Raw genomic sequence first — 25,904 nt, forward strand, 5'->3', positions numbered from 1 at the left:
TTGGGCGAGATCGGCTTTGGGTGAGCAGCAAAATACCTCAAGACGGTACGCAGGCCCATGGGTCTTTAGCCAGTGGGCCGACGTCCTCACTTTACTGGCCGGGGGCGGGACGCGAAGCGGCCTCCAGATCCATCAAGCCTTGCCCGTAAGCTTCGCTGTTGGCATAGATGCCGCTGCGATTGGCCGTGCTGAGCAAGCGCTCGCGCAACTGTTGCGGGGTCATCTGCGGGTAACGGCTTTGCAGGGCTGCCAAGGCGCCGCTGACCAGCGCCGCGGCAGGAGAGGTTCCGATAGTCGGTCCATAGCTGCCGTCCTCGCGTGTGGTGAGCAAGCCATCCCCGCTGTCGCCCCCGGGTACTGCAATACACCAGCGTGCTGCCAGACCGCAGTAGTTGGATTTCTGGTTGATGGCAGTGCCGTCGCTCTTGAGGGCCATTACCGCAATCCAGCCGGGTTCCAGTTCGGGGTACAGCGCGGGCAGGCCCGGTTCGGCGAGGGGTTCGCGCTTGACTTCGTTACCGGTGGAAAACACCAAGACGGCGCCGTCCGCCACCAGCTTTTTGGCAGCCGCCAGGGAGTCGCCCATCAGGCGTTCATAAATAATGGCTTCATTGGTGTTGGCTTCAATCGGGTTGGCCCATGAGTTGCTGATGATTTGTGCGCCCTTGTCATGGCTGAGTTGCCACGCCCGGGCAATTTCAGCGTCGAAATAGAACGGCTCCTTGTCGTCGCCAAAGCGCATGGGGATCAGTTGGGCGTTGAAGGCAATGCCATGCATGCCTTTGTCGTCTTTGTTGGCGGCGATAATGCCGGCCATTTGTGTGCCGTGGCCCTTGATGTCGACGGTGCCCGGTTGCTTGCGCACAAAGTCATGGCCGAGGTCGGCAATACGCCCCCGGAACTCGGAAAGGGTGTCGTTCATGCCCGAGTCAATCAAGGCAACCTTGACGTTCTGGCCGGTGCCGCCCCGGGCATAGAGCGTCGAGGCCTTGACCACCGGCAGGGCTTTCTGTGCGAGGTATTCAGTTGTTTCAAAGACACTTGTGTCCAGTTCCGGCGGCGCGGGCGCTGGTGTGACGCAGCCCAGAAGGAGCACGGGCAGGACGAGCAGAGTGGTGCGTTGCAGCATGGAGATCGATGCTTTATTCCGGTGATGGGGTAACGCCTCAGGCATGGGTGGGTCCTTTTGTGGATAAATTCCATGGTTAATACCCGTGGTGTCGCTGCGTGCGGCAGGTCGGGTCAGGCGTGTTAATGTCTGTGGTTTTGTCCAGGCGTGCAGGTTTTCTCTGTATCAATTTGTGGCGTCAAGCCTGCTGCCTTTTCTCGATCGACTGCACGGCTCGGGTTAGAGTTTTGCGCTTTGCAGCGGTCAATGGAGTGACAGTTATGCACAACACCCTGGAACAGGTTTTCGGTTATCCACAGTTTCGTGACGGGCAAGAGGCGGCGATCAGTGCCGTGCTGGCCGGGCGTTCGGCGGCCGCGATTTTTCCGACGGGCTCGGGCAAGTCGCTGTGCTACCAGCTGCCGGCCTTGCTGCTGCCGCACCTGACGCTGGTGGTGTCGCCGCTGCTGGCGCTGATGCAGGACCAGTTGGCGTTTTTACAGCGCCATGGCATTGCCGCCGCCAGCATTGATTCGGCGCAAAGCCGTGATGACGCCAGTGCGGTCATGGCCCGGGCCAAAGCGGGCGAATTGAAGATCCTGATGATTTCGGTTGAGCGCCTGAAGAACGAGCGTTTTCGCAATTTTTTGCAGCAGGTGCCGATTTCGTTACTGGTTGTGGACGAGGCCCACTGTATCTCCGAGTGGGGGCATAACTTTCGCCCGGACTACTTGAAGCTGCCGGACTACCAGCGTCAGTTCAACATCCCGCAAGCCTTGCTGCTCACGGCAACGGCCACGCCCAACGTGATTGCCGACATGCAGAGCAAATTCGCGATCGCCGAGGCGGATGTGATCACCACCGGTTTCTATCGCGCCAACCTCAACCTGTGGGTCGAGCCGGTCACCGGGGCCGCCAAGCGCCAGCGCCTGGTGCAATGGATGGGCGAGCGCAGCGGCCAGCCGAGCATTGTCTACGTCACCCTGCAAAAGACTGCGGAGCAGATCGCCGCGCATCTGAACCAGAACGGCATCAGCGCCAACGCTTATCACGCCGGTTTGCCCCACGATCAGCGCGAGGGCATTCAACGTCAGTTCATGGGCGGGCAATTGAATTGCATCGTGGCCACCATCGCCTTTGGCATGGGCATCGATAAAAGCGACATCCGCAACGTAGTGCATTTCGACTTGCCCAAGTCGATCGAAAACTACAGTCAGGAAATCGGTCGCGCCGGGCGTGATGGCCAGCCATCGGACTGCCTGGTTCTGGCCAATCGTGACAGTCTCAACGTGCTGGAAAATTTTGTGTACGGCGACACCCCCGAATTGCAGGGCATCCGCTGTGTGCTTGAAGAACTGCGTGCAGCCATCCCAGAAGGGCAGTGGGAATTCTTGCTGGGGCCTTTGGCCGATCAGAGCAATATTCGCCAGCTTCCGCTCAAGACCCTGCTGGTGCAGCTGGAATTGCGTGGCCTGATTGCTCCGCGCTATGCGTATTTTGCCGAGTACCGTTTCAAGTTCCTGATTGAGCCCGATGCACTGCTGGCCAGATTCGAGGGTGAGCGCCAGCAGTTTGTCTCGGCCATTATCCAGACCTCCAGCCGTGCCCGGACCTGGGCCACGGTCAATTTCGACACCCTGTACAGCCAGCATCAGGCCGACCGTAACCGGGTGGTCAAAGCGCTGGATTATTTCCAGGAAAAGGGCTGGATCGAGCTTGAAAGCAAACAGATGACCGAGGTTTACAGCCTGTTGCTGACAGAGTTTGACGTCGAGGCGCTGAGCCTGGAGCTGCATGAGTACTTCACAGCCCATGAGCGTGGCGAGATTGTGCGCATTCACGCCATGTTGGCATTGTTCGCCAGTGACACCTGCTTAAGCTATCGCTTGGCGCACTACTTCGGTGACGGGCGGGCACCGCAACAATGCGGGCATTGCTCGGTGTGTGCCGGGCAGGTCGCGCACTTGCCTGAACCCCCCGCGCTGGCGCCGCTTGTGGATAAAAACTTTGAAGCGCTGTGCGCTGTTTTTATCCACAGGCATCAGGAATTCACCGCAAGTTATCCCCCGCCGGAACGCCTGACCCGGTTTTTATGCGGGATCAGCGTGCCGTTGTTTACCAAAATGAAAGCCCGGGGGATTGCCGGGTTTGCGGCATTGGAAAACTACCCCTATGCCGAGGTGCGGGAATGGGCCGCACAACATCAAGGCCCAGAATCATTGTAGGAGCGAGCTGTCGGCGGTTGAAAGAGCTCGCGAGCAAGCTCGCTCCTACAGGCAACCTCGCTCCGTCAGCCCAACAGCTCGCGCAATACCCGGGTGAAGTCGCGGCAGCTGGCTTCTTCATCGGCGTGATGGCCGTCGCGGACCACCCACTGGCCATTCACCAGTACGTCGCGCACCTGGCGGTCGCCACCGGCAAACAACCAGCGATTGAGAATGGCGTCGTCCTGGGCAGTGGCCAGGTACGGGTCTTTGCCGTCGAGTACCAGCCAGTCTGCGCGCTGGCCTACGGCCAGACCTGCTACCGGCTGGCCCATCGCCTGGGCGCCGCCAGCCAGGGCCGCGTCGTACAGTGTGCGCCCGACCATGGGCTGATCGCTGCGATACAGCCGGTTGCGGCGTTGGTCACGCAAGCGCTGGCCGTATTCCAGCCAGCGCAACTCTTCGACCACACTCAATGACACGTGGCTGTCCGAGCCAATCCCCAGGCGACCGCCCCGGGCCAGGTAATCCACCGCCGGAAAGATCCCGTCACCCAGGTTGGCTTCAGTGGTCAGGCACAAACCAGCCACCGCTTTGCTTTGTGCCATCAGACGTACTTCATCCGCATCGGCATGGGTGGCGTGTACCAGGCACCAGCGCTGGTCAACCTCGACGTTGTCATACAGCCACTGGATAGGGCGCTTGCCGCTCCAGACCAGGCAGTCGTCGACTTCCTTTTGCTGCTCGGCGATATGGATATGCACCGGGCAGGTGGTGTCGCTGGCAGCCAGTACATCGTGGATCTGTTGCGGGGTCACGGCGCGCAACGAGTGGAAACACAGGCCCAGGTTCTGGGCCGGTTGTTGTGCCAGCAGCGGCTTTAACTGTTGCTGAAGTTGCAGGTATTGCTCGGTGCTGTTGATAAAGCGTCGCTGACCCTCATTGGGCGCCTGGCCGCCGAAACCGGCGTGGCTGTACAGCACAGGGAGCAGGGTCAGGCCAATCCCGCTCGAACGGGCCGCTTCGCTGATGCGCAGTGCCAGCTCTGCCGGGTTGGCATAGGGCTGGCCCGTGAGGTCATGGTGAACGTAATGAAACTCGGCAACCGAGGTGTAGCCGGCCTTGAGCATTTCTATATACAGCTGCCGGGCAATGACGCCGAGCTGTTCGGGGCTGATTTTGCCGACCAGCCGATACATCAGGTCGCGCCAGGTCCAGAAACTGTCATCGGGATTGCCCGCGACTTCGGCCAGCCCGGCCATGGCGCGCTGGAACGCGTGCGAGTGCAGGTTCGGCATGCCCGGCAGCAGCGGGCCACTCAAGCGTTCGGCGCCGTGGGCGTCGGCATTGGCCTGGATGCGGGTCAGGCGGCCATCGGCACCCACCTCGATTCGGACATTGGTCGCCCAGCCTGTAGGTAACAGCGCACGCTCGGCAAAGAAGACGGACATTGGTTCGGCATCCCATGGTTTGTTATTTGTATATACATATACAGACGTTTGCCTGCTCGGTAAACTCCGGCAATCTAAGCCCCTAACTCATAAACAAGGATTGCCTGTGTCGACTCCGCCTGTCGTGTCCCCGCTGGCCGCCCACATGGGCGATAGCCCGGCCCCGCTATACGCCCGTGTAAAGCAGATGATCACCCAGCAAATCCAGAGCGGGAACTGGCCTCCGCATTACCGCGTGCCCTCTGAAAGCGAACTGGTCAGCCAGTTGGGCTTCAGCCGCATGACCATCAACCGTGCGCTGCGTGAAATGACCGCCGACGGCCTGCTGGTGCGCATGCAAGGTGTCGGCACCTTTGTCGCCGAGCCCAAAACCCAGTCGGCCTTGTTTGAAGTGAATAACATTGCCGATGAAATCGCCGCTCGCGGGCACCGGCACTCCTGCAAGGTGATCAGCCTGGGTGAAGAGCTTGCCGGTTCAGAGCGCGCGGCCGTGCTCGACATGCGCGAAGGGCAGAAGGTGTTTCACTCATTGATCGTGCATTACGAAAACGAAATTGCCGTGCAAATTGAGGACCGTTTCGTCAATGCCCAGGTGGCGCCGGACTACTTGAAGCAAGACTTCACTTTGCAAACGCCCTACGCCTACCTGTCCCAGGTCGCACCCCTGACCGAGGGTGAGCACATTGTCGAAGCGATTCTGGCTGACTCCCAAGAGTGCAAACTGCTGCAAATCGAACCCGGCGAACCCTGCTTGCTGATCCGCCGCCGCACCTGGTCCGGGCGTCAGCCTGTTACCGCCGCCCGGTTGATCCACCCCGGTTCCCGCCATCGCCTGGAAGGACGCTTCAGTAAATGAATGAATTGAAAGTTTTACGCGCTGTTGATTACCCGAGCATGCCGTGGAAGAACGGCGGCGGCAGCACCGAAGAAATTACCCGTGACGCCGGGGAAGGCCTTGAAGGTTTCGGCTGGCGCCTGTCGATTGCCGATATTGGTGAGTCGGGCGGATTTTCCCGCTTCGACGGCTATCAGCGAATTATCAGCGTGCTGCAAGGCGCGGGCATGAACCTGCAGGTCGATGGCGCCAGCACCCGGGCCCTGTTGCCGTTCGATGCCTATGCATTCAAAGGTGACAGCGCGGTCAGTTGCACCTTGATTGACGGACCAATCCGCGACTTCAACCTGATCTACGCCCCGGATCGTTACAGTGCGCGCCTGCAGTGGCTGGACGCGGTAACACCGCAGCGTTTCTTCAGCTCGGCCCGGACCCTGCTGGTTTTCGCTGTCGATGAGCAAGTCCATGTCTGCCCGGGTAACACTCAGCAGCAACATCTGGGGCGTTATGACTGCCTGCAGCTGAACGACAACAGTGAACTGCTGGAAATCACGGTAACCGGGCGCTGCTGTGTGATTGAGTTGAGCGGGATCTAAGCCGCACATACACCTCTGTAGGAGCGAGCTTGCTCGCGAGCTCTTGAATGCGGCCACCAAGAGCTCGCTCCTGCAAGGTTTGAGTCATTGCTGCGCCCCATCTTGTTACCGAACGCCCCAAAAAGACGCAAAACCCCCGCTTCAGTAACATCCCTGCGCTTTGCCCTTTACTCCCTGCAAAAAAATCCTTCATCCCTCATCGCCTTGATTTTCGTGCCTTGCAGCTTCGAATACTTAAATTTCACGGGCTGATATCGCACCTTGGCCGCTTACTTGCATATGCTTGTATGTACAAGTACATAAGTGTGCGTCGATCCTCTTGTCCCCGACGCATCTGCCCATCGCTGAGGAGTTACCCGTGACTTCAACTACCCCTAAATCGCCAGCTGCGTTTACCCGTCATCGTGATGGTGAAATCCGCGCCGCCCGCGGTACCCAGCTCACTGCCAAAAGCTGGATGACCGAAGCTCCGCTGCGGATGTTGATGAACAACCTCGACCCGCAAGTGGCCGAGAACCCGACCGAACTGGTGGTATATGGCGGTATTGGGCGTGCAGCGCGTAACTGGGAGTGCTACGACAAAATCGTCGAAAGCCTGACCAACCTCAACGACGACGAAACCCTGCTGGTGCAGTCGGGCAAGCCGGTCGGCGTGTTCAAGACCCACAGCAACGCGCCGCGGGTACTGATCGCCAACTCCAACCTGGTACCGCACTGGGCCACCTGGGAACACTTCAACGAACTCGACGCCAAAGGCCTGGCCATGTACGGCCAGATGACCGCCGGCAGCTGGATCTACATCGGCAGCCAGGGCATCGTGCAAGGCACCTACGAAACCTTCGTCGAAGCCGGCCGTCAGCATTACAACGGCAGCCTTAAAGGCAAGTGGGTACTGACCGCAGGCCTGGGCGGCATGGGTGGTGCGCAGCCACTGGCCGCGACCCTGGCGGGTGCCTGCTCGTTGAACATCGAATGCCAGCAGAGCCGCATCGACTTCCGTCTGGCCACCCGCTATGTCGACGAGCAAGCCGTCGACCTGGACGACGCCTTGGTCCGTATCGCGAAATACACCGCTGAAGGCAAGGCCATCTCCATAGCCCTGTGCGGGAATGCTGCCGAACTGCTGCCCGAAATGGTCCGTCGTGGTGTACGCCCGGACATGGTCACCGACCAGACCAGCGCCCACGATCCGCTCAATGGCTACCTGCCAAAAGGCTGGACCTGGGAACAGTACCGCGACCGCGCCGTGACCGATCCGGCTGCCGTGGTCAAAGCCGCCAAGGCTTCGATGGGCGAACACGTTGAAGCCATGCTGGCGTTCCAGAAGGCCGGCATTCCAACCTTCGACTACGGCAACAACATTCGTCAAATGGCCAAAGAAGTCGGCGTTGAAAACGCCTTCGACTTCCCGGGATTCGTACCGGCCTATATACGTCCACTGTTCTGCCGCGGTGTAGGCCCGTTCCGTTGGGTTGCTCTGTCTGGCGATGCAGAAGACATCTACAAGACCGATGCCAAGGTCAAAGAGCTGATCGCCGACGACGCGCATCTGCATAACTGGCTGGACATGGCACGCGAACGCATCAGCTTCCAGGGTCTGCCGGCGCGTATCTGCTGGGTTGGCCTGGGCCAGCGCGCCAAGCTGGGCTTGGCGTTCAACGAAATGGTGCGTAGCGGCGAGCTGAAAGCGCCGATCGTGATCGGCCGCGATCACCTGGACTCCGGTTCGGTGTCGAGCCCGAACCGCGAAACCGAATCGATGAAAGATGGCTCGGATGCCGTATCCGACTGGCCACTGCTCAACGCCTTGCTCAACACTGCCAGTGGCGCGACCTGGGTGTCCTTGCACCACGGCGGCGGCGTAGGCATGGGCTTCTCGCAGCACTCGGGCATGGTGATTGTGTGTGATGGCACCGACGAAGCAGCTGAGCGCATTGCCCGCGTGTTGCACAACGACCCGGCCACCGGCGTGATGCGCCATGCCGATGCCGGCTACGACATCGCCATCGACTGCGCCAACGAACAGGGCCTGAACCTGCCGATGATCAACGGCTGATCCGGCTGGCAGCAAAAAATGTGGGCGCTGGCTTTGCCAGCGATCAGAGCACCTCGCAATGACTGATGCAGTGAGGTGTTTGCATCGCTGGCGAGCCAAATTCAGAGCACATCCCGTTTTCCTTTATTTGAGGTGGGGCACATGGCTGTTAATGATGATCGTGCAGGCGCAACACCGCTGATCGAAAAACGCTCGATCGACTACATTCCCGAGTCCGAGCGTCATGGTCGGCTCATCAGTCAATTCACTTTGTGGCTGGGAGCCAACCTGCAGATCACGGCGATTGTGACGGGCGCGCTGGCCGTGGTGCTGGGCGGCGATGTGTTCTGGTCGCTGATCGGCCTGTTTGTCGGGCAATTGCTCGGTGGCGCGGTAATGGCGCTGCACGGTGCCCAGGGTCCGCAACTGGGTTTGCCGCAGATGATCTCCAGCCGTGTGCAGTTCGGGGTGTATGGCGCGGTGGTGCCGCTGGTGCTGGTGTGCCTGATGTATATCGGGTTTTCGGCCAGCGGCTCGCTGCTGGCCGGTCAAGCGATTGCCCAGTTGCTGCATGTTGAAGACTGGATCGGCATTGTCGCCTTTGCCGGTTTTATCGTGATCCTGACCATCTTCGGTTACCGGGTGATTCACGGCATTGGCCGGATCGCCAGTGTGCTGGGGGTGATTGCCTTCATCTATCTGTTCTACAAACTGCTGGCCGGCAATGACATTGGCGCGCTGTTGGCCAACAAGCATTTCTCCATCAGCAGCTTTTTGCTGGCGATCTCGTTGTCCGCCTCGTGGCAAATTGCGTTTGGCCCCTATGTGGCGGATTACTCGCGCTACCTGCCGAGCAAAACTTCACCGGTCAAAACCTTTTGGGCGATCAGTCTGGGGTCCGTCATTGGTGCCCAGATTGCCATGGTGTTCGGCGTTCTGGCTGCCGCTCTGGCCGGCTCGCAATTCGCCCACCACGAAGTGTCGTTCATTGTCGGACTGGGCGGCACCGGCATTGTGGCGGCGTTGCTGTATTTCGCCGTGGCCTTCGGCAAGGTGACGATCACCACGCTCAATGCCTACGGCAGTTTCATGTCCATCGCCACCATCGTCAGCGGCTTTCGCGGCAGCCGGCGGATTCCCGGTGGCGTGCGCCTGCTCTACATCCTGGTGATGGTCGCCATGGCCACCACCCTGGCTCTGTTGGGCAAAGACTCGTTCCTCAAGGATTTCTCCGCTTTTATCCTGTTCCTGCTGGCGTTTTTTACGCCCTGGAGCGCGATCAACCTGGTGGATTTCTACTGCATTACCAAAGAACGCTACGACATTCCGGCGCTGTCCAACCCCGAGGGTCGATATGGCCGCTGGAACCGGGTTGGCTTGAGCGTCTATGTGTTTGGCGTGCTGATTCAAATGCCTTTTATGTCGACCCATTTTTACACCGGCCCGCTGGTGGATAGCCTGGGTGGCACCGATATCTCCTGGATCATCGGTCTGGTCGTGCCTGCAGCCCTGTATTACTGGGCTGCAAGGAAGTGGGCGCGGCCGGTTCCCGAGCACCTGATTTTACCGGCCCAAACCCATGCGCCCGCCCATACGGCAGCTGTGCTGCCCGTAGTGCCGGCGACGATTTAGCCTGCAAACATCAATTTGAAAAAGCCCGCAGTGACTGGCAGCCAACAAGAATTTCAAAGGAGCATTAATGTGAACCGTTTAAACCTGATCCCCGGTCAACTGAGCCTTGCCCAACTGCGTGACATTTATCAGCAGCCGGTAACCCTCAGTCTGGACGAAAGCGCTTCGGCGCAGATTGATGCCAGCGTGGCCTGCGTCGAGCAAATCCTTGCCGAGAACCGCACCACCTATGGCATCAATACCGGTTTTGGTTTGTTGGCTTCGACAAAAATTGCCAGCGAAGACCTGGAAAACCTCCAGCGCTCGCTGGTGCTGTCCCATGCGGCCGGTATCGGCGAGCCGTTGAGCGATGACATGGTGCGCCTGATCATGGTGCTCAAGGTCAACAGCCTGAGCCGTGGTTTCTCCGGTATTCGCCGCGTAGTGATCGACGCCTTGATCGCCTTGATCAATGCCCAGGTTTATCCGCACATCCCGCTAAAAGGCTCGGTGGGTGCATCGGGCGATCTGGCGCCTTTGGCCCATATGTCCCTGGTGCTGCTGGGCGAAGGCAAGGCGCGCTACAAAGGTCAATGGCTGGATGCCGTTGCGGCCTTGAAGCAGGCTGGCCTTGAGCCGCTGACCCTGGCGGCCAAGGAAGGGCTGGCCTTGCTCAACGGCACTCAGGTGTCGACTGCCTACGCGCTGCGCGGCCTGTTTGAAGGTGAAGACCTGTTTGCCGCCGCCATGGCCTGCGGCGGCCTGACGGTGGAAGCGGTACTGGGTTCGCGCTCGCCGTTCGACCCGCGCATTCATGCCGCACGTGGCCAGCGCGGGCAAATCGACGCCGCTGCGATCTACCGTGATCTGCTGGGCACCAGCAGCGAAGTGTCCGAGTCGCACAAAAACTGCGACAAGGTGCAAGACCCGTACTCCCTGCGTTGCCAGCCGCAAGTGATGGGTGCCTGCCTGACCCAGTTCCGCCAGGCCGCCGAAGTGCTGGGCATTGAGGCCAACGCCGTATCGGACAACCCGCTGGTGTTTGCCGAGCAGGGCGACGTGATCTCGGGCGGCAACTTCCACGCCGAGCCGGTTGCCATGGCGGCCGACAACATGGCCCTGGCCATTGCAGAAATCGGTTCGCTGAGCGAGCGCCGTATCTCGTTGATGATGGACAAGCACATGTCGCAACTGCCGCCGTTCCTGGTGGCCAATGGCGGCGTCAACTCCGGCTTCATGATCGCTCAGGTAACGGCTGCGGCCCTGGCCAGCGAGAACAAGGCACTGGCCCATCCCCATAGCGTCGACAGCATTCCCACCTCGGCCAACCAGGAAGACCACGTCTCGATGGCTCCGGCTGCAGGCAAGCGTCTGTGGGAAATGGCCGAGAACACCCGTGGCGTGCTGGCGGTCGAGTGGCTGGCGGCGTGCCAGGGGCTTGATCTGCGTGATGGCCTGAAAACCTCGGTCAAGCTTGAAATTGCCCGTACCACTTTGCGTAGCAAGGTCGCGTTCTACGAAAAAGACCGCTTCTTCGCCCCGGATATCGAAGCCGCCATGCAGTTGCTGGCCTCGCGCTGTCTGAATGAGCTGGTGCCTGCCAACGTTCTTCCAAGCCTGTAACCCAAAAAACGCAGAGCGCTCGTTGAGCGCTCTGCGTATCTGTTTTCGCCGACAAAAATAACTAGGGACGCGAAATGCAAAGTCAAACTCAAGGTTTGAAGCGCGGGCTATCGGCCCGTCACATCCGTTTTATGGCGCTGGGTTCAGCGATCGGAACGGGTCTTTTTTATGGTTCAGCCGCTGCCATCCAAATGGCTGGACCTGCTGTGCTGCTGGCGTACCTGATTGGTGGCGCCGCGGTCTTCATGGTGATGCGCGCACTGGGGGAAATGGCCGTGCGCGATCCGGTGTCCGGCTCGTTTGGTCATTACGCCAGTACCTACCTGGGGCCGATGTCCGGCTTTATCCTCGGCTGGACCTATGCCTTCGAGATGATCATCGTGTGTCTGGCCGATATCACCGCCTTCGGTATCTATATGGGCTTCTGGTTTCCCGAAGTGGCGCGCTGGATCTGGGTGCTGGGCATCGTGCTGCTGATCGGCGGGTTGAATTTGTGCAGCGTCAAAGTCTTCGGTGAAATGGAGTTCTGGCTGTCGCTGCTCAAAGTTGCCGCCATTGTGGCAATGATTCTGGGCGGTTTCGGCATCATGCTGTTTGGCATCGGAACCTCCAGCACGGACGCAGCCGCAACCGGGATCAGCAATCTCTGGGCCTATGGCGGCTTTATGCCCAACGGCATCGGCGGTTTGATCGCTTCGTTTGCAGTGGTGATGTTTGCGTTTGGCGGCATTGAAATTATCGGCATCACTGCCGGCGAAGCCAAAGATCCGCAGCGCGTCATTCCCAAGGCAATCAACGCGGTCCCGTTGCGGATTTTGCTGTTCTACGTGCTGACCCTGTTTGTGCTGATGGCCATTTACCCATGGACCCAGATTGGCAGCCAGGGCAGTCCGTTTGTGCAGATTTTCGACAGCCTGGGCATCAGCTCGGCGGCTACCATCCTCAACATCGTGGTGATTTCGGCAGCCGTGTCGGCAATCAACAGCGACATCTTCGGCGCAGGCCGCATGATGTTCGGTCTGGCCCAGCAGGGGCAGGCGCCTAAAGGCTTTGCCAAAATTTCCCGTCACGGTGTGCCGTGGATGACCGTTCTGGTCATGGGGGTCACACTTTTGGCCGGTGTGCTGCTTAACTACCTGATCCCGGAAAACATCTTCCTGGTTATCGCCTCGATTGCGACCTTCGCCACCGTGTGGGTATGGTTGATGATTCTGGTGACCCAGGTAGCCATGCGCCGCTCCATGACCCGTGAACAAGTGGCCGAGCTCAAGTTTCCGGTGCCGTTCTGGCCCTATGCACCCATTGCCGCCATCGTGTTCATGGTGTTTATCTTCGGCGTGCTGGGCTACTTCCCTGAAACTCAGGCGGCGTTGATGGTGGGTGCGGTCTGGATTGTGCTGTTGGTGGTGGCTTACCTGCTGTGGGTAAAACCGGCTGCCGGCGCTGCGGTTGAAGAAGCTCCCGAGCTTTCCTGAGTTTTTGATCATTGACGGAGTGAGCGAATGAAAACCCTGTGGCAACACTGCAATGTCGCGACCATGGCCAATGGCACGTACTCAATCATCGAGGATGCGGCCATCGTGACCCGTGAGGGCTTCATTGAGTGGATCGGCCCGCGTCTGCAATTGCCAGTGGGCGAGTACGCCCGGACCGAAGAACTGCAAGGCGCCTGGGTCACCCCGGGGCTGATTGATTGCCACACGCATACGGTCTTTGGCGGTAACCGCAGCGGCGAGTTCGAGCAGCGCCTGCAAGGTGTGAGCTATGCCGAAATCGCCGCCGCCGGTGGTGGCATTGCCAGTACCGTGCGGGCGACCCGTGCTGCCAGTGAAGATGAGTTGTTTGCCAGTGCCCGTCAGCGTCTGACCTGTCTGTTGCGAGACGGTGTGACCAGCGTCGAGATCAAGTCCGGTTACGGCTTGAGCCTTGAGAGCGAACGCAAAATCCTGCGGGTGATTCGTCGCCTCGGCCAGGAGTTGCCGGTGACGGTGCGCAGCACCTGTCTGGCGGCCCACGCCTTGCCGCCGGAATACAAAGACCGGGCCGATGACTACATCGAGCATATCTGCAGCGAAATGCTCCCGGCGCTGGCAGCTGAAGGGCTGGTGGATGCGGTGGATGCGTTCTGCGAATACCTGGCGTTTTCCCCTGAACAGGTGGAGCGGGTGTTCAAGGTGGCGCAGGCGCTGGAGTTGCCGGTCAAGCTGCATGCCGAGCAACTGTCGTCCTTGCACGGTTCCAGTCTGGCGGCGCGCTATCAGGCGCTGTCGGCGGATCATCTGGAGTTCATGACCGAAGACGACGCCATCGCCATGGCCAAATCGGGCACTGTGGCGGTGCTGTTGCCGGGTGCGTTCTATTTCCTGCGCGAAACTCAACTGCCGCCCATGGATGCCTTGCGCAAACACGGGGTTAAAATCGCCATCGCCAGCGACCTCAACCCCGGCACGTCGCCAGGTCTGTCGCTGCGCCTGATGCTGAACATGGCCTGCACCCTGTTCCGCATGACCCCTGAAGAAGCTCTGGCCGGGGTTACACAGCACGCTGCAACGGCATTGGGCATGGGCCAGACCCACGGTTCGCTGGAACCGGGCAAAGTGGCCGATTTTGTGGCCTGGAACATCGATCGGCCGGCAGACCTGGCCTATTGGCTGGGTGGTGATCTGGATAAACGCGTCGTGCGCAATGGCGCCGACGTTGAGCTTTAGGAGAAACGCTTGTGGATAAGGTTCTGACATTCAAACAGGGTCGCGTGCCATTGCTGATCAGCATGCCCCACGCCGGCCTGAAGCTGACCCCGGCCGTTAAAGCCGGTCTGATTCCCGAAGCACAAAGTCTGCCGGATACCGACTGGCATATCCCGCAGCTTTACGACTTTGCTGCCGATCTGGGGGCCAGCACCCTGGCGGCCGAGTATTCGCGCTTTGTGATTGACCTCAATCGCCCCGAAGACGATGCGCCGATGTACGTGGGGGCAACCACCGGTCTGTTCCCGGCCACACTGTTCGACGGAGTACCCTTGTTTCGCGAGGGGCAGGTGCCGTCGGCGGCAGAACGGGCGACCTATCTGGAGCACATCTGGAAGCCTTACCACCAGACCTTGCAGCAGGAGCTCAAGCGCCTCAAGGATGAGTTTGGCTATGCACTGCTGTTCGACGCGCACTCGATCCGCTCCCAGGTGCCGCACCTGTTTGACGGTCGGCTGCCGGACTTCAACCTGGGGACCTTCAATGGCGCCAGTTGCGACCCGGCCCTGGCCAGCGATCTGCAAGCGATCTGCGCCGAGCATCCGGCCTACAGTCACGTGCTGAACGGGCGCTTCAAGGGCGGCCACATCACCCGTCATTACGGTAGCCCTGTGGATAACATCCACGCCGTGCAGCTGGAGCTGGCGCAGAGCACCTACATGGAAGAGTTCGAGCCGTTCAAATATCGCCAGGATCTGGCAGCGCCGACTCAGGAAGTGCTCAAGCAATTGCTGGCGCGGATCATCCAGTGGGGCCAGCAGCGCTACGCTTGACCTGAACCCTGCAGGAGCGAGCTTGCCAATGGATGGAAAAGCTCGCTGCTGCGAGTTTTTCGGCGTATTCATCTGCGCATGCTCATTCCAGCAATCGGGTTTATGATGCCAGACGGCAACATTTTTTCAGCCCCACATGGAGTGCGTAATGCAGACCTTGTTCCCGCAGATCAAACCCTACGCCCGGCATGAACTGGCGGTGGACGAGCCGCATGTGCTCTACATTGATGAAAGTGGCTCCCCGGACGGCTTGCCGGTGCTGTTTGTCCACGGCGGGCCAGGGTCGGGCTGCGATGCCAATAGCCGCTCCTATTTCGATCCCAACCTGTACCGCATCATTACCTTCGACCAGCGCGGTTGCGGGCGTTCGACCCCTCACGCCAGCCTCGAAAACAACACCACCTGGGATCTGGTCACAGATATGGAGCGCATCCGTCTGTACCTGGGTATCGAGCAGTGGGTGGTGTTTGGCGGCTCATGGGGCTCGACCCTGTCGCTGGCGTACGCGCAGACCCATCCCGAACGCGTACAGGGCCTGATCCTGCGCGGAATATTTCTGGCCCGCCCACAAGAAATCGAATGGTTCTATCAGTCGGGTGCCAGCCGGATTTTCCCGGATTACTGGGAAGAGTATGTCGCGCCGATCCCCGAGGAAGAGCGTCATGACCTGCTGACGGCTTTCCACAAGCGCCTGACCGGTAATGATCAGATTGCCCAGATGCATGCGGCCAAGGCGTGGGCGGCCTGGGAGGGGCGTGCTGCTACCTTGCGCCCCAACCCGCAAGTGGTCGACCGCTTCTGCGATCCGCACCGGGCCCTGTCGATTGCCCGGATCGAGTGCCATTACTTCATGAACAATGCGTTTCTGGAGTCCAACCAGCTGATCCGCGACATGCACAAGATTGCCCACCTGCCGGGTGTAATAGTGCACGGTCGTTACGACATGATCTGCCCGCTGGACAATGCCTGGGAGCTGCACAAGAACTGGCCCGACAGCGAGCTGCAAGTGATTCGGGAGGCCGGGCATGTGGCCTCCGAACCCGGTATTACTGACGCGCTGGTGCGTGCCACCGAGCAAATGGCCCGCCGTCTGCTGCGCTTGCAGCCCGCCGAAGCATGAAGGGGCTGTTACAGCGGGTCAGCAGCGCACGGGTAGAGGTTGGCGGAGAAACTGTCGGTGCCATCGATCAGGGCTTGCTGGTGCTGGTCGCCGTCGAGCCGGATGACACCGAAGCCAATGCCGCCAAGTTGCTGCACAAATTGCTCAACTATCGGGTGTTCAGTGATGCCGAGGGCAAAATGAACCTGTCGCTGGCCGATATCGGCGGCGGTTTGCTGCTGGTTTCGCAGTTCACCCTGGCGGCCGATACCAAAAGCGGCCTGCGCCCGAGCTTCTCCACGGCAGCGCCCCCTGCGCAGGCCGAGGCGCTGTTCAATCACCTGTTAAACGATGCCAAACGTCTGCATCCAAATGTCGAATCGGGCCGCTTTGCAGCCGATATGCAGGTGCATTTGGTCAACGACGGCCCGGTTACATTTTTGTTACATACATAAAAACCCGAAAAACCTCGTTTTCGTCCGAAAACAGGGGGTTTTAGCGATAAATACTTGCTGAGACTAGATGCGTTGTAACGCGGCCTACTAGATAATCCTGCGCTACATAGAGTCTTGTCCTACTGTCTTGGGGAATCATTCATCCCTTTGGCTGTCGGAAGAGTGCTCGCCAACCTGGCATTTAGATCGCTGGCCGTTGGTTTCATCATCTGTTTTCGGCGAGGTTTGCTCGTGATTGTTAGTCCAATTAATGCACCAAAAATGTCTGCCAAGCGGTTACGCAACGCACTGGTGACGGGCTCTGCGCTCTTTTGCTTGTTCGGTGCGGGTCAACTGTGGGCATTCAGTCTGGATGACGTGGCGGCCGAGGCGAAGACCCTGGCTGAACAGAAATACCAAGCGCCACGCAGCAATTTGCCTAATGAGTTCCGTGACATGAAGTTCGCGGACTACCAAAAAATTCAGTTCAACCGCGACAAAGCCCAGTGGGCCGGGGATAAAACCCCGTTCAAGTTGTCCTTCTATCACCAGGGCATGCATTTCGACACGCCGGTGAAAATCAATGAAGTGACTGCCACCAAGGTCGAAGAGATCAAGTACGACCCGAGCCGTTTCTCCTTCGGTGACGTCAAGTTCGACCCCAAGGCCACCGAAAATCTCGGCTGGGCCGGTTTCCGCGTGCTGTATCCGATCAACAAGGCGGACAAGCAGGACGAAATCATGACCATGCTCGGCGCGAGCTACTTTCGCGTAGTGGGCAAAGACCAGATCTATGGTCTGTCGGCGCGTGGCATGGCAATCGACACTGCATTGCCATCGGGCGAAGAGTTCCCGCGTTTCACCGAATTCTGGATCGAGAAGCCCAAGCCGAACGACAAGCATCTGGTGATCTTCGCCTTGCTTGACTCGCCGCGTGCGACCGGTGCTTACCGCTTTACCCTGCGTCCGGGCATGGACACAGTGGTGGACGTCAAGGCGCAAATGTTCCTGCGTGACAAAGTGGGCAAGCTGGGCATCGCTCCGCTGACCAGCATGTACCTGTTCGGCGCCAACCAGCCGTCCAAGGTCCTCAACTATCGTCGCGAACTGCACGATTCGTCGGGCCTGGCGATCCATGCCGGCAATGGCGAGTGGATCTGGCGTCCACTGAACAACCCGAAACACCTGTCGGTGAGCAACTTCTCGGTTGAAAACCCGCTGGGCTTTGGCTTGCTGCAACGTGGTCGCGACTTCAGCCACTACGAAGACCTTGATGACCGCTACGACAAGCGCCCGAGCGCCTGGATCGAGCCACAGGGTGATTGGGGCAAGGGCACTGTAAACCTGGTGGAAATTCCGACTGCCGACGAAACCAACGACAACATCGTTGCGTTCTGGAGCCCGGAAACACAGCCAGAGCCGCTCAAGCCGTTTGATTTCGCCTACCGCATGCACTGGACCCTGGATGAGGCTGCCCTGCACCCGACGGACAGCGCTTGGGTCAAGCAGACCTTGCGTTCCACTGGTGACGTCAAGCAGTCCAACCTGATCCGTCAGCCGGACGGCAGCGTGGCGTACCTGGTCGATTTCGAAGGCCCGTCGCTTGCAAAACTGCCTGAAAATACCCCTGTGCGTAGCCAGGTCAGTGTCGGCGACAATGCCGACCTGGTTGAAAACAACGTACGTTACAACCCTGAGACCAAAGGCTGGCGCCTGACCCTGCGGATGAAAATCAAAGACCCGAGCAAGGCCACGGAAATGCGTGCGGCACTGGTCCAGGATGTAGAAACCCCGGCGGCCAAACCTGCAGCGCCTGTCACCAAAGCTGAAAAAGCTGCGGCCAAGGTCAAGGACAAGCAAGAGCACAACGCCAAGGCGCCTGAAGCCGAAGCTGCACCGGCCACGCCAGAACCGGTCAAGACTGAGAAAGTGTTGACCGAGACCTGGAGCTACCAGTTGCCCGCCGATGAGTAACGCTCAAGCCCGGCCAGACTCGCTCGGCGAGTATCTGGCGCACTTGCCACTGAACGATGAGCAGCGCGCCGAACTGGCGAGCTGCACCTCGTTCGCCGAGTTGCACGCGCGTTTGTCGGCGCAATCGGACATCGATGCTGCCGAGGCCGCTCAGGCTTCGGTGGGCACGCGGCTTAACCTGAGTTCGGCAGCTGAGCTCGAGGAAGCAGAAATGCTCGCCCTCGACGCCAGCGGCCGGGTGATGCTCAAGGCCACACCGCCGATTCGCCGTACCAAAGTGGTGCCCGAGCCGTGGCGGACCAATATTCTGGTGCGTGGCTGGCGTCGTTTGACCGGGCGCAGCAATCCGCCCAAGCCGGTAATCGACGAGCGGGTGCTGCCCAAGGCCCGCTGGCGTACGGTGGGTTCGATCCGCCGTTACATCCTGCTGGTCCTGATGCTGGGTCAGACCATCGTCGCCGGCTGGTACATGAAAGGGATCATGCCGTATCAGGGCTGGGCCTTCGTCGACCTTGATGAAGTGCTGCACCAGCCATTGATGCAGACCGCGCAGCAAGTGCTGCCGTATGCCTTGCAGACCAGCATCCTGATCTTGTTCGGGATTCTGTTCTGCTGGGTTTCGGCGGGTTTCTGGACGGCCTTGATGGGCTTTCTGGAATTGCTGACCGGGCATGACAAATACCGCATTTCCGGTAAAAGTGCCGGCAATGAGCCGATCCCGGAGCAGGCGCGTACGGCGCTGGTGATGCCGATCTGTAACGAAGACGTGACCCGCGTGTTTGCGGGCCTGCGGGCTACGTACGAGTCGGTCGCCGCCACCGGTGATCTGGATCGCTTCGACTTCTTCGTGCTCAGCGACAGTAACGATCCTGATATCTGTGTTGCCGAACAACAGGCCTGGCTGGATGTGTGCCGCGAAACAGAAGGCTTCGGGCGGATTTTCTATCGCCGTCGGCGCCGTCGTGTGAAACGTAAAAGCGGCAACCTCGACGACTTCTGCCGTCGCTGGGGCGGCGATTACAAGTACATGGTGGTGCTCGACGCCGACAGCGTCATGAGCGGCGAATGCCTGACCAGCCTGGTGCGCTTGATGGAAGCCACGCCAGACGCCGGCATCATCCAGACCGCGCCACGGGCGTCGGGTATGGATACCCTGTATGCACGCATGCAGCAATTTGCGACGCGGGTATACGGGCCGCTGTTTACCGCCGGTTTGCACTTCTGGCAGCTGGGTGAATCCCACTACTGGGGCCACAACGCAATCATCCGCATGAAACCTTTTATCGAGCACTGCGCCCTGGCGCCGCTGCCGGGTAAAGGGGCTTTTGCGGGGGCGATCCTGTCCCACGACTTCGTTGAAGCCGCGTTGATGCGTCGTGCCGGTTGGGGCGTATGGATTGCCTACGACTTGCCGGGCAGCTATGAAGAACTGCCGCCAAACCTGCTGGACGAACTCAAGCGTGACCGTCGCTGGTGCCACGGTAACCTGATGAACTTCCGCCTGTTCCTGGTCAAGGGTATGCACCCGGTGCATCGCGCGGTGTTCCTGACGGGTGTGATGTCGTATCTGTCAGCACCGTTGTGGTTCTTCTTCCTGTTGCTGTCGACGGCCTTGCTGGCGGTCAACACGCTGATGGAACCGCAGTACTTCATGGAACCGCGCCAGTTGTATCCGCTGTGGCCACAATGGCACCCGGACAAGGCTGTGGCGCTGTTTTCGACCACCATCGTGCTGCTGTTCCTGCCTAAATTGCTCAGCATCATTCTGATCTGGGCCAAGGGCGCCAAAGAGTTCGGTGGCAAGTTCAAGGTCACGTTGTCGATGTTGCTGGAAATGCTGTTCTCGATGCTGCTGGCACCGGTGCGCATGATCTTCCACACCCGCTTTGTACTGGCTGCGTTCCTTGGCTGGGCTGCGACCTGGAACTCGCCACAACGCGACGACGACTCCACCCCATGGAGCGAAGCCGTTCGCCGGCATGGCCCGCAAACTCTGCTGGGTGCGGCCTGGGCCGGGTTGGTACTGTGGTTGAATCCGAGCTTTCTGTGGTGGCTGGTGCCGATTGTCGGTTCGCTGATGCTGTCGATTCCGGTGTCGGTGATTTCCAGCCGGGTCAAGCTGGGCCTCAAGTCCCGTGACGAAAGCCTGTTCCTGATTCCTGAGGAATACGCGCCGCCCCGTGAGTTGTCGGCTACCGCCGAGTACACCCACGAGAACCGCTACCGCGCGCTGCATGACGGCTTTGTCCGGGCCGTGGTTGATCCGCAGCAGAACGCCCTGGCCTGTGGCCTGGCGACCTCGCGTCACCGTGCCGCCGAGCCGATTGAATGGCTGCGGGCCGAGCGCGTGCGGCATGCTCTCAAGGTCGGGCCTCAGGGTCTGAACAATAACGAGCGCATGGCGTTGTTGAGCGACCCGGTTGCACTGGGCCGCCTGCATGCGCTGGTATGGAGCGAAGGCCACGAAGACTGGCTGAACGCCTGGCGTGAATCGGTTGCGGCCGATCCTCACGCGCCGTTGCTGCCCCTGCAACCGGCAGCATGATCTAACGCGAGCAACCTGCTCCTGCTTTTGTGGGAGCAGGCTTGTCCGCGATAGCATCGCCAGCAAGCCGGCTGCCACACAGATCACCCGCTATAAATCACACCTGCCTGCACCCCCCCCCGCCTGTCGCGCTTTTCTATCGCAAAACTCGTCTCATAACCCTTCTGTGAGTTAGCATCCGTCTCCGAATGGGTGAGTGCCCGGCTTTATTGGCTTTTTGAATCGAGCCCGCCGCTGGCCAACACCTTTATAAGCAGGTCGAGGGGAGTTGATGATGAAGAAGTTTCTGTCAAAACTGCTGTGCGGTGTCACTGCACTGCTGGCGGTGAGCGCCGCTCATGCAGGCGCAATCGAGGACGCGGTCAAGCGCGGTACGTTGAAAGTGGGCATGGACCCGACCTACATGCCGTTCGAAATGACTAACAAACGCGGTCAGATCATTGGCTTCGAAGTCGATCTGCTCAAAGCCATGGCCAAGTCCATGGGCGTCAAACTGGAACTGGTGTCCACCGGCTATGACGGCATCATCCCGGCCCTGATGACCAACAAGTTCGACATGATCGGCAGCGGCATGACCCTGACCCAGGAGCGCAACCTGCGCCTCAATTTCAGCGAACCCTTCATTGTTGTGGGCCAGACCCTGCTGATTCGCAAAGAACTGGAAGACAAGGTCAAGTCCTACAAAGACCTCAACGACCCGCAATACCGCCTGACTTCGAAGATCGGCACCACGGGTGAAATCGTCGCCCGCAAACTGATGTCAAAAGCCCAGTACCACGGCTATGACAACGAACCGGAAGCGGTACTGGACGTGGTAAACGGCAAGGCCGATGCGTTTATCTATGACGCCCCGTACAACGTTGTGGCCGTCAACAAGTTCGGTAACGGCAAGCTGGTGTTCCTCGACAAGCCATTCACCTACGAGCCGCTGGCCTTCGGTCTGAAGAAAGGCGACTACGACAGCATCAACTACATCAACAACTTCCTGCACCAGATCCACGAAGACGGCACCTACGATCGCATCCATGACAAGTGGTTCAAAGACACTGCCTGGCTCAAAGACATGGAATAAGGCCGACTCTTCAATCGCGAGCATTTGCGTTAACTCCTGCAGGAGCGAGCCTGCCCGCGATTGACGGCCTCCCTAGCGACACAAAACGTGGAACCTGAAAGTGATCAAACAAAAAAAACCCCAGTGGCCCTGGCACGTATTGACCGTGCTGGTGCTCATCGGTCTGGCGGGCGGTCTGTACTACGCCACCTCGCTGATGTCCTACGAATGGCGCTGGAATCGAGTCCCGCAGTACTTCGCCTACCAGGCTGAAGAAGCCCAGCGGGCAGCCGAAACCTCCACCGTGATTGAGCTGGTGCGCAAGGGCGACAATACCGAAGTGGTGTTGAAAGGTGACGATGGCGCCGAACAGCGTCTGACCGTGGCCGACAACAGCCTGCAACTGGCCGAAGGTGACGATGTTGCCGAAGGCGATGTGGTGGGGGTCAATCGTCATTGGGCGGCAGGCCCGCTGCTCTGGGGCTTGTGGACCACCGTCTGGCTGTCACTGGTATCCGGTGTGCTGGGGTTGCTGATCGGCCTGGCCACCGGGCTCTGCCGGTTGTCGAAAAACCCGACCCTGCGCGATCTGTCGACCCTGTACGTGGAACTGGTTCGTGGCACGCCGCTGCTGGTACAGATTTTTATCTTTTACTTCTTTATCGGCACCGTGCTCAACCTGTCCCGCGAGTTTGCCGGTATTGCCGCGTTGTCGCTGTTTACCGGTGCCTATGTGGCCGAAATCATCCGCTCGGGCGTGCAATCCATAGCCCGCGGGCAAGACGAAGCGGCGCGCTCGCTGGGTCTCAATGCCAGCCAGTCGATGCGTCACGTGGTTCTGCCACAAGCCTTCAAGCGCGTGCTGCCACCCTTGGCCGGGCAATTTATCAGTCTGGTAAAAGACACCTCTTTGGTGTCGGTGATTGCGATTACCGAGTTGCTTAAAAGTGGCCGTGAAGTCATCACCACTTCGTTTTCGCCGTTCGAGATTCTGTTCTGCGTGGCGGGCCTGTACCTGTTGATCAACCTGCCGCTGTCGCATTTGGCCAGCCGGCTTGAGCGGAGGCTTGCGCAAAGTGATTGAAGTTCGCGAACTGGTAAAAGTCTTCGATACCCGCGGGCAAGTCGTCCGTGCGGTAGACAATGTCAGCACCACAGTGGCCAAAGGCGAAGTGCTGGTGGTGATTGGGCCTTCGGGCTCAGGTAAATCGACCTTTCTACGCTGCCTCAACGGCCTGGAAGAGTTCGACTCCGGTTCGGTCAGCATCGACGGCCTGGACCTGGCCGACCCGAAAACTGACGTCAACGCCTATCGCCGTGAAGTCGGCATGGTGTTCCAGCATTTCAACCTGTTCCCGCACATGACCGTGCTCGAAAACCTGTGTCTGGCACAGAAGGTCGTGCGCAAGCGCGGCAAGGCCGAGCGCGAGGCCAAGGCCCGGGCTCTGCTGGAGAAGGTCGGGATCGGGCAGAAGGCTGACGAGTATCCGTCGCGGCTATCGGGTGGCCAGCAGCAACGGGTGGCGATTGCCCGTGCCCTGGCGATGGAACCCAAGGTGATGCTGTTCGACGAGCCGACCTCGGCGCTTGACCCGGAAATGGTCGGCGAAGTGCTGGACGTGATGAAGACCCTGGCCCGTGAAGGCATGACCATGGTCTGTGTGACCCACGAGATGGGCTTTGCCCGTGAAGTGGCCAATCGCGTGCTGTTCTTTGATCACGGCAAGCTGCTGGAGGACTCCGCCCCGGAAGACTTCTTCAATTCGCCCAAAGACCTGCGGGCCCAGGCGTTCCTGCGTCAGGTGCTGTAAAACCCCAGCCCTGCAGGGGCTCGCTCCTGCAGGGTTATCAGACTTCAGACCTTGAAGCGTGCCACCAGCGCCTGCAGGTGCGCACCCAGGCGCGCCAGCTCAACGCTGGACGCCGCGGTCTCTTCGCTTGCCGCTGCCGTCTGCTCTGACACGTCACGCACATTCAGCACGCTGCGGTTGATCTCTTCAGCTACGGCGCTTTGTTGTTCGGCGGCCGCCGCAATCTGTTGGTTCATGCCCTGAATGGTCGACACCGTGCGGGTGATGCTGCCCAGCGCTTCGCCTGCACGACGGGTGAGTTCAACGCTGCTGTCGGTCAGGATACGGCTGCTGTCCATGCTGCTGGAGGCCTGCCGGGTACCGCTTTGCAGGCCTTCAATGAGCTCTTCGATCTCTTCGGTGGATTTTTGCGTGCGCTGCGCCAGGCTGCGTACCTCGTCGGCTACCACCGCAAAGCCACGGCCTGCCTCACCGGCCCGGGCGGCCTCGATGGCGGCATTGAGCGCCAGCAGGTTGGTTTGCTGGGCCACCGACTTGATCACATCGAGCACGCTGCCGATCTTGTCACTTTCGCGCTTGAGATGATCCATGGCTTCGGTGGAGTGGCCCACTTCAATCGCCAGTTTCTCGATCTGGGCAATGGCTTCACCGACCACTTTGTCGCCTTCACGGGACTGCTGGTCGGCAACAACAGCGGCTTCTGAGGCCTCTTCGGCATTGCGCGCCACTTCCTGCACCGTTGCCGCCATTTCGTGCATGGCGGTAGCGACTTGATCGGTTTCGACTTTCTGGCTGTTGACCCCGGCACTGGTCTGTTCGGTCACGGCTGAGAGTTCTTCGGCCGCGCTGGCAATCTGGGTCACGCCATCGCTGATGCCCCCGATCAGTTCGCGCAGACCTTCGGTCATCCTTTGCACGGCTTGCTGCAATTGCCCCAGCTCGTCGCGGCGAGCGGTGGGGTTGTCATGGCTCAGGTCGCCTGCGGCGATCCACTCAACGGTCTTGAGCGTGCGCTGCAGCGGGATGACGATCTGCCGGGTAATAACCCAGGCAGCAATGATGCCCAGTACCAGCGCCAGTAATGTACAACCTATGAGCAGGTTCTCGGCCTGCTGGCTGTCCTGGTCGCGTTTTTCGGTTTGCAGGGTCGAAAGCTTCTGGCTCAGATCGATCAGGGTGCTGCCTTGCTGCTGCATGCGCGTCAGCGCCCGGGCACTGGCGACTTGAGCATCGCGAAAGCCGGTCACGGCGGCCCGATAGTTTTGCATGGCCAGCGTGGCTTGCTGCAAGTGGCTCAGATGTTCGTCGGGGAGCCTGGCGGGCAGGCTGTCGAGTTCTTTGAGCGCATGGTCGATGGCATCCAGGGCGGGCTGCTCGGCCTCGGGGCTGGCGCTATAGGTGTAGCCACGCACCTGGAACCTGGCTTGCTGAAGCAGTTTTTGCAGTTCGATGACGCTCTTGTACTGCGCCAGGCTGTCGCTTTGCAGCAAGGTCTGCTCAATGTCTGCAACGCTGGCGACGGCGCTGTCGGCGGTACTGCCGAGCAGTACGCGGTTGGCTTCACGTGCTTGAGTGGCCAGCCCGGAGTCGGCGAATGCGCTTTTGTATTCGGCCACCGCGGCGAGCTGTTGCTCGACCAGGGCCAGCTCCGCAGGATCGGTGAGCTGGCGGCGCGACAGGTCCAGCGTCTGGTCCAGGGCGGTCAACTGGCCATTTACCTCGGCGTTGCCTTTTTCACCCTTGTCCCGCTCGTAGTCCAGACGTGCAATGCGCAAGTCTTTGGTCAGCTCGATGGTCTTTGATATGTTGGCCAGCTTGTCACCGCGGTCGATCACTGAAACCAGACCCTTCCAACCGATTGCGCTTATCAGCACTGTTAAAACCAGTACCAGGCCAAATCCCAGGCCCAGCTTGCGATTAACACCGATATTGCCCAGTAGTCTGGCCAGTTGACGGTACATGATGAAACTCCTTTTATGACGCGAGCAGCCTGACGGGAAGCCGTCC

19 protein-coding genes are annotated in these 25,904 nt (G+C 59.7%); 16 read left to right on the plus strand and 3 right to left on the minus strand.

Annotated features, from left to right (window positions below):
- Window positions 1-91: 91 nt before the first annotated feature.
- On the minus strand, window positions 92-1,129 hold the full coding sequence (locus EQV90_RS00920; protein ID WP_240877707.1) for a S8 family peptidase: 1,038 nt from the start codon (window positions 1,127-1,129) through the stop codon (window positions 92-94).
- Between the two features lie 260 nt (window positions 1,130-1,389).
- Here EQV90_RS00920 and EQV90_RS00925 point away from each other — a divergent pair, with 260 nt between their 5' ends.
- Window positions 1,390-3,333: an ATP-dependent DNA helicase RecQ gene (locus EQV90_RS00925; protein WP_240877641.1), complete on the plus strand. Its 1,944-nt coding sequence runs from the start codon at window positions 1,390-1,392 to the stop codon at window positions 3,331-3,333.
- A 65-nt stretch (window positions 3,334-3,398) separates the two neighbouring features.
- Here the strand turns inward: EQV90_RS00925 and EQV90_RS00930 are convergent, their stop codons facing one another.
- The gene (locus tag EQV90_RS00930; protein WP_127195693.1) at window positions 3,399-4,763 is read right to left on the minus strand and encodes a formimidoylglutamate deiminase; all 1,365 of its coding nucleotides are present in this window, start codon (window positions 4,761-4,763) and stop codon (window positions 3,399-3,401) included.
- Between the two features lie 145 nt (window positions 4,764-4,908).
- On the opposite strand from EQV90_RS00930, the gene hutC reads away from it, so the two are divergent.
- The 15 genes from hutC (at window position 4,909) to EQV90_RS01005 (ending at window position 23,897) form a co-directional block, all read left to right on the plus strand.
- Window positions 4,909-5,619, plus strand: a complete 711-nt coding sequence (hutC, locus tag EQV90_RS00935; RefSeq protein WP_165439545.1) for a histidine utilization repressor — start codon at window positions 4,909-4,911, stop codon at window positions 5,617-5,619.
- Window positions 5,616-6,194 (plus strand): HutD family protein, encoded by a 579-nt coding sequence (locus EQV90_RS00940; RefSeq protein ID WP_240877642.1) that lies wholly within the window; start codon window positions 5,616-5,618, stop codon window positions 6,192-6,194. The genes hutC and EQV90_RS00940 overlap by 4 nt, the downstream gene beginning before the upstream one ends.
- Before the next feature lie 358 nt (window positions 6,195-6,552).
- Entirely contained in the window at window positions 6,553-8,250 is a 1,698-nt protein-coding gene (hutU, locus tag EQV90_RS00945; protein WP_060781838.1) for a urocanate hydratase, read from the plus strand.
- Between the two features lie 141 nt (window positions 8,251-8,391).
- A complete protein-coding gene (locus tag EQV90_RS00950) occupies window positions 8,392-9,861 on the plus strand; it encodes a cytosine permease (RefSeq protein ID WP_160626352.1) in 1,470 nt (489 codons plus the stop codon).
- A 69-nt stretch (window positions 9,862-9,930) separates the two neighbouring features.
- Window positions 9,931-11,463: a histidine ammonia-lyase gene (gene hutH, locus EQV90_RS00955; RefSeq protein WP_003438698.1), complete on the plus strand. Its 1,533-nt coding sequence runs from the start codon at window positions 9,931-9,933 to the stop codon at window positions 11,461-11,463.
- 74 nt (window positions 11,464-11,537) lie between these two features.
- Entirely contained in the window at window positions 11,538-12,938 is a 1,401-nt protein-coding gene (locus EQV90_RS00960; RefSeq protein ID WP_010656302.1) for an amino acid permease, read from the plus strand.
- 27 nt (window positions 12,939-12,965) lie between these two features.
- Window positions 12,966-14,171: an imidazolonepropionase gene (gene hutI, locus EQV90_RS00965; RefSeq protein WP_003438703.1), complete on the plus strand. Its 1,206-nt coding sequence runs from the start codon at window positions 12,966-12,968 to the stop codon at window positions 14,169-14,171.
- Between the two features lie 11 nt (window positions 14,172-14,182).
- Entirely contained in the window at window positions 14,183-14,983 is an 801-nt protein-coding gene (hutG, locus tag EQV90_RS00970; RefSeq protein WP_003438705.1) for an N-formylglutamate deformylase, read from the plus strand.
- A 148-nt stretch (window positions 14,984-15,131) separates the two neighbouring features.
- The gene (gene pip, locus EQV90_RS00975) at window positions 15,132-16,103 is read left to right on the plus strand and encodes a prolyl aminopeptidase (RefSeq protein ID WP_240877643.1); all 972 of its coding nucleotides are present in this window, start codon (window positions 15,132-15,134) and stop codon (window positions 16,101-16,103) included.
- The gene (dtd, locus tag EQV90_RS00980) at window positions 16,100-16,537 is read left to right on the plus strand and encodes a D-aminoacyl-tRNA deacylase (RefSeq protein WP_240877644.1); all 438 of its coding nucleotides are present in this window, start codon (window positions 16,100-16,102) and stop codon (window positions 16,535-16,537) included. The genes pip and dtd overlap by 4 nt, the downstream gene beginning before the upstream one ends.
- Window positions 16,538-16,768: 231 nt before the next feature.
- Window positions 16,769-18,490 carry a glucan biosynthesis protein G gene (locus tag EQV90_RS00985; protein ID WP_010656299.1) on the plus strand — a complete coding sequence of 574 codons (1,722 nt, stop codon included), beginning with the start codon at window positions 16,769-16,771 and terminating at the stop codon, window positions 18,488-18,490.
- Window positions 18,483-21,035 (plus strand): glucans biosynthesis glucosyltransferase MdoH, encoded by a 2,553-nt coding sequence (gene mdoH / locus EQV90_RS00990; protein ID WP_003438715.1) that lies wholly within the window; start codon window positions 18,483-18,485, stop codon window positions 21,033-21,035. Before EQV90_RS00985 ends, mdoH begins: the two co-directional genes overlap by 8 nt.
- A gap of 274 nt (window positions 21,036-21,309) precedes the next feature.
- On the plus strand, window positions 21,310-22,107 hold the full coding sequence (locus EQV90_RS00995) for a transporter substrate-binding domain-containing protein (protein ID WP_003438717.1): 798 nt from the start codon (window positions 21,310-21,312) through the stop codon (window positions 22,105-22,107).
- 100 nt (window positions 22,108-22,207) lie between these two features.
- Window positions 22,208-23,170 (plus strand): amino acid ABC transporter permease, encoded by a 963-nt coding sequence (locus EQV90_RS01000; RefSeq protein ID WP_003438719.1) that lies wholly within the window; start codon window positions 22,208-22,210, stop codon window positions 23,168-23,170.
- Window positions 23,163-23,897, plus strand: a complete 735-nt coding sequence (locus EQV90_RS01005) for an amino acid ABC transporter ATP-binding protein (protein ID WP_003438721.1) — start codon at window positions 23,163-23,165, stop codon at window positions 23,895-23,897. Before EQV90_RS01000 ends, EQV90_RS01005 begins: the two co-directional genes overlap by 8 nt.
- Before the next feature lie 44 nt (window positions 23,898-23,941).
- On the opposite strand, the gene EQV90_RS01010 is transcribed toward EQV90_RS01005, so the two are convergent.
- Complete coding sequence (locus EQV90_RS01010) at window positions 23,942-25,858, minus strand: methyl-accepting chemotaxis protein (RefSeq protein WP_160626349.1); 1,917 nt, start codon at window positions 25,856-25,858, stop codon at window positions 23,942-23,944.
- Window positions 25,859-25,904 lie beyond the last annotated feature (46 nt).

Origin of the sequence: Pseudomonas sp. TMW22089 (genome assembly GCF_022496645.1) — a bacterium.
Taxonomy (GTDB): domain Bacteria; phylum Pseudomonadota; class Gammaproteobacteria; order Pseudomonadales; family Pseudomonadaceae; genus Aquipseudomonas; species Aquipseudomonas paraversuta.

What these genes read in the sequence shown, in the direction of transcription:
- pip (WP_240877643.1), top strand. Translation starts at nt 15,132, where the DNA reads ATGCAGACCTTGTTCCCGCAGATCAAACCCTACGCCCGGCATGAACTG.
- EQV90_RS00995 (WP_003438717.1), top strand. Translation starts at nt 21,310, where the DNA reads ATGAAGAAGTTTCTGTCAAAACTGCTGTGCGGTGTCACTGCACTGCTG.
- hutI (WP_003438703.1), top strand. Translation starts at nt 12,966, where the DNA reads ATGAAAACCCTGTGGCAACACTGCAATGTCGCGACCATGGCCAATGGC.
- EQV90_RS00930 (WP_127195693.1), bottom strand. Translation starts at nt 4,763, where the DNA reads ATGTCCGTCTTCTTTGCCGAGCGTGCGCTGTTACCTACAGGCTGGGCG.
- EQV90_RS01010 (WP_160626349.1), bottom strand. Translation starts at nt 25,858, where the DNA reads ATGTACCGTCAACTGGCCAGACTACTGGGCAATATCGGTGTTAATCGC.
- hutC (WP_165439545.1), top strand. Translation starts at nt 4,909, where the DNA reads ATGGGCGATAGCCCGGCCCCGCTATACGCCCGTGTAAAGCAGATGATC.
- mdoH (WP_003438715.1), top strand. Translation starts at nt 18,483, where the DNA reads ATGAGTAACGCTCAAGCCCGGCCAGACTCGCTCGGCGAGTATCTGGCG.
- EQV90_RS00925 (WP_240877641.1), top strand. Translation starts at nt 1,390, where the DNA reads ATGCACAACACCCTGGAACAGGTTTTCGGTTATCCACAGTTTCGTGAC.
- EQV90_RS00950 (WP_160626352.1), top strand. Translation starts at nt 8,392, where the DNA reads ATGGCTGTTAATGATGATCGTGCAGGCGCAACACCGCTGATCGAAAAA.
- EQV90_RS00960 (WP_010656302.1), top strand. Translation starts at nt 11,538, where the DNA reads ATGCAAAGTCAAACTCAAGGTTTGAAGCGCGGGCTATCGGCCCGTCAC.
- EQV90_RS00940 (WP_240877642.1), top strand. Translation starts at nt 5,616, where the DNA reads ATGAATGAATTGAAAGTTTTACGCGCTGTTGATTACCCGAGCATGCCG.
- dtd (WP_240877644.1), top strand. Translation starts at nt 16,100, where the DNA reads ATGAAGGGGCTGTTACAGCGGGTCAGCAGCGCACGGGTAGAGGTTGGC.
- EQV90_RS00920 (WP_240877707.1), bottom strand. Translation starts at nt 1,129, where the DNA reads ATGCTGCAACGCACCACTCTGCTCGTCCTGCCCGTGCTCCTTCTGGGC.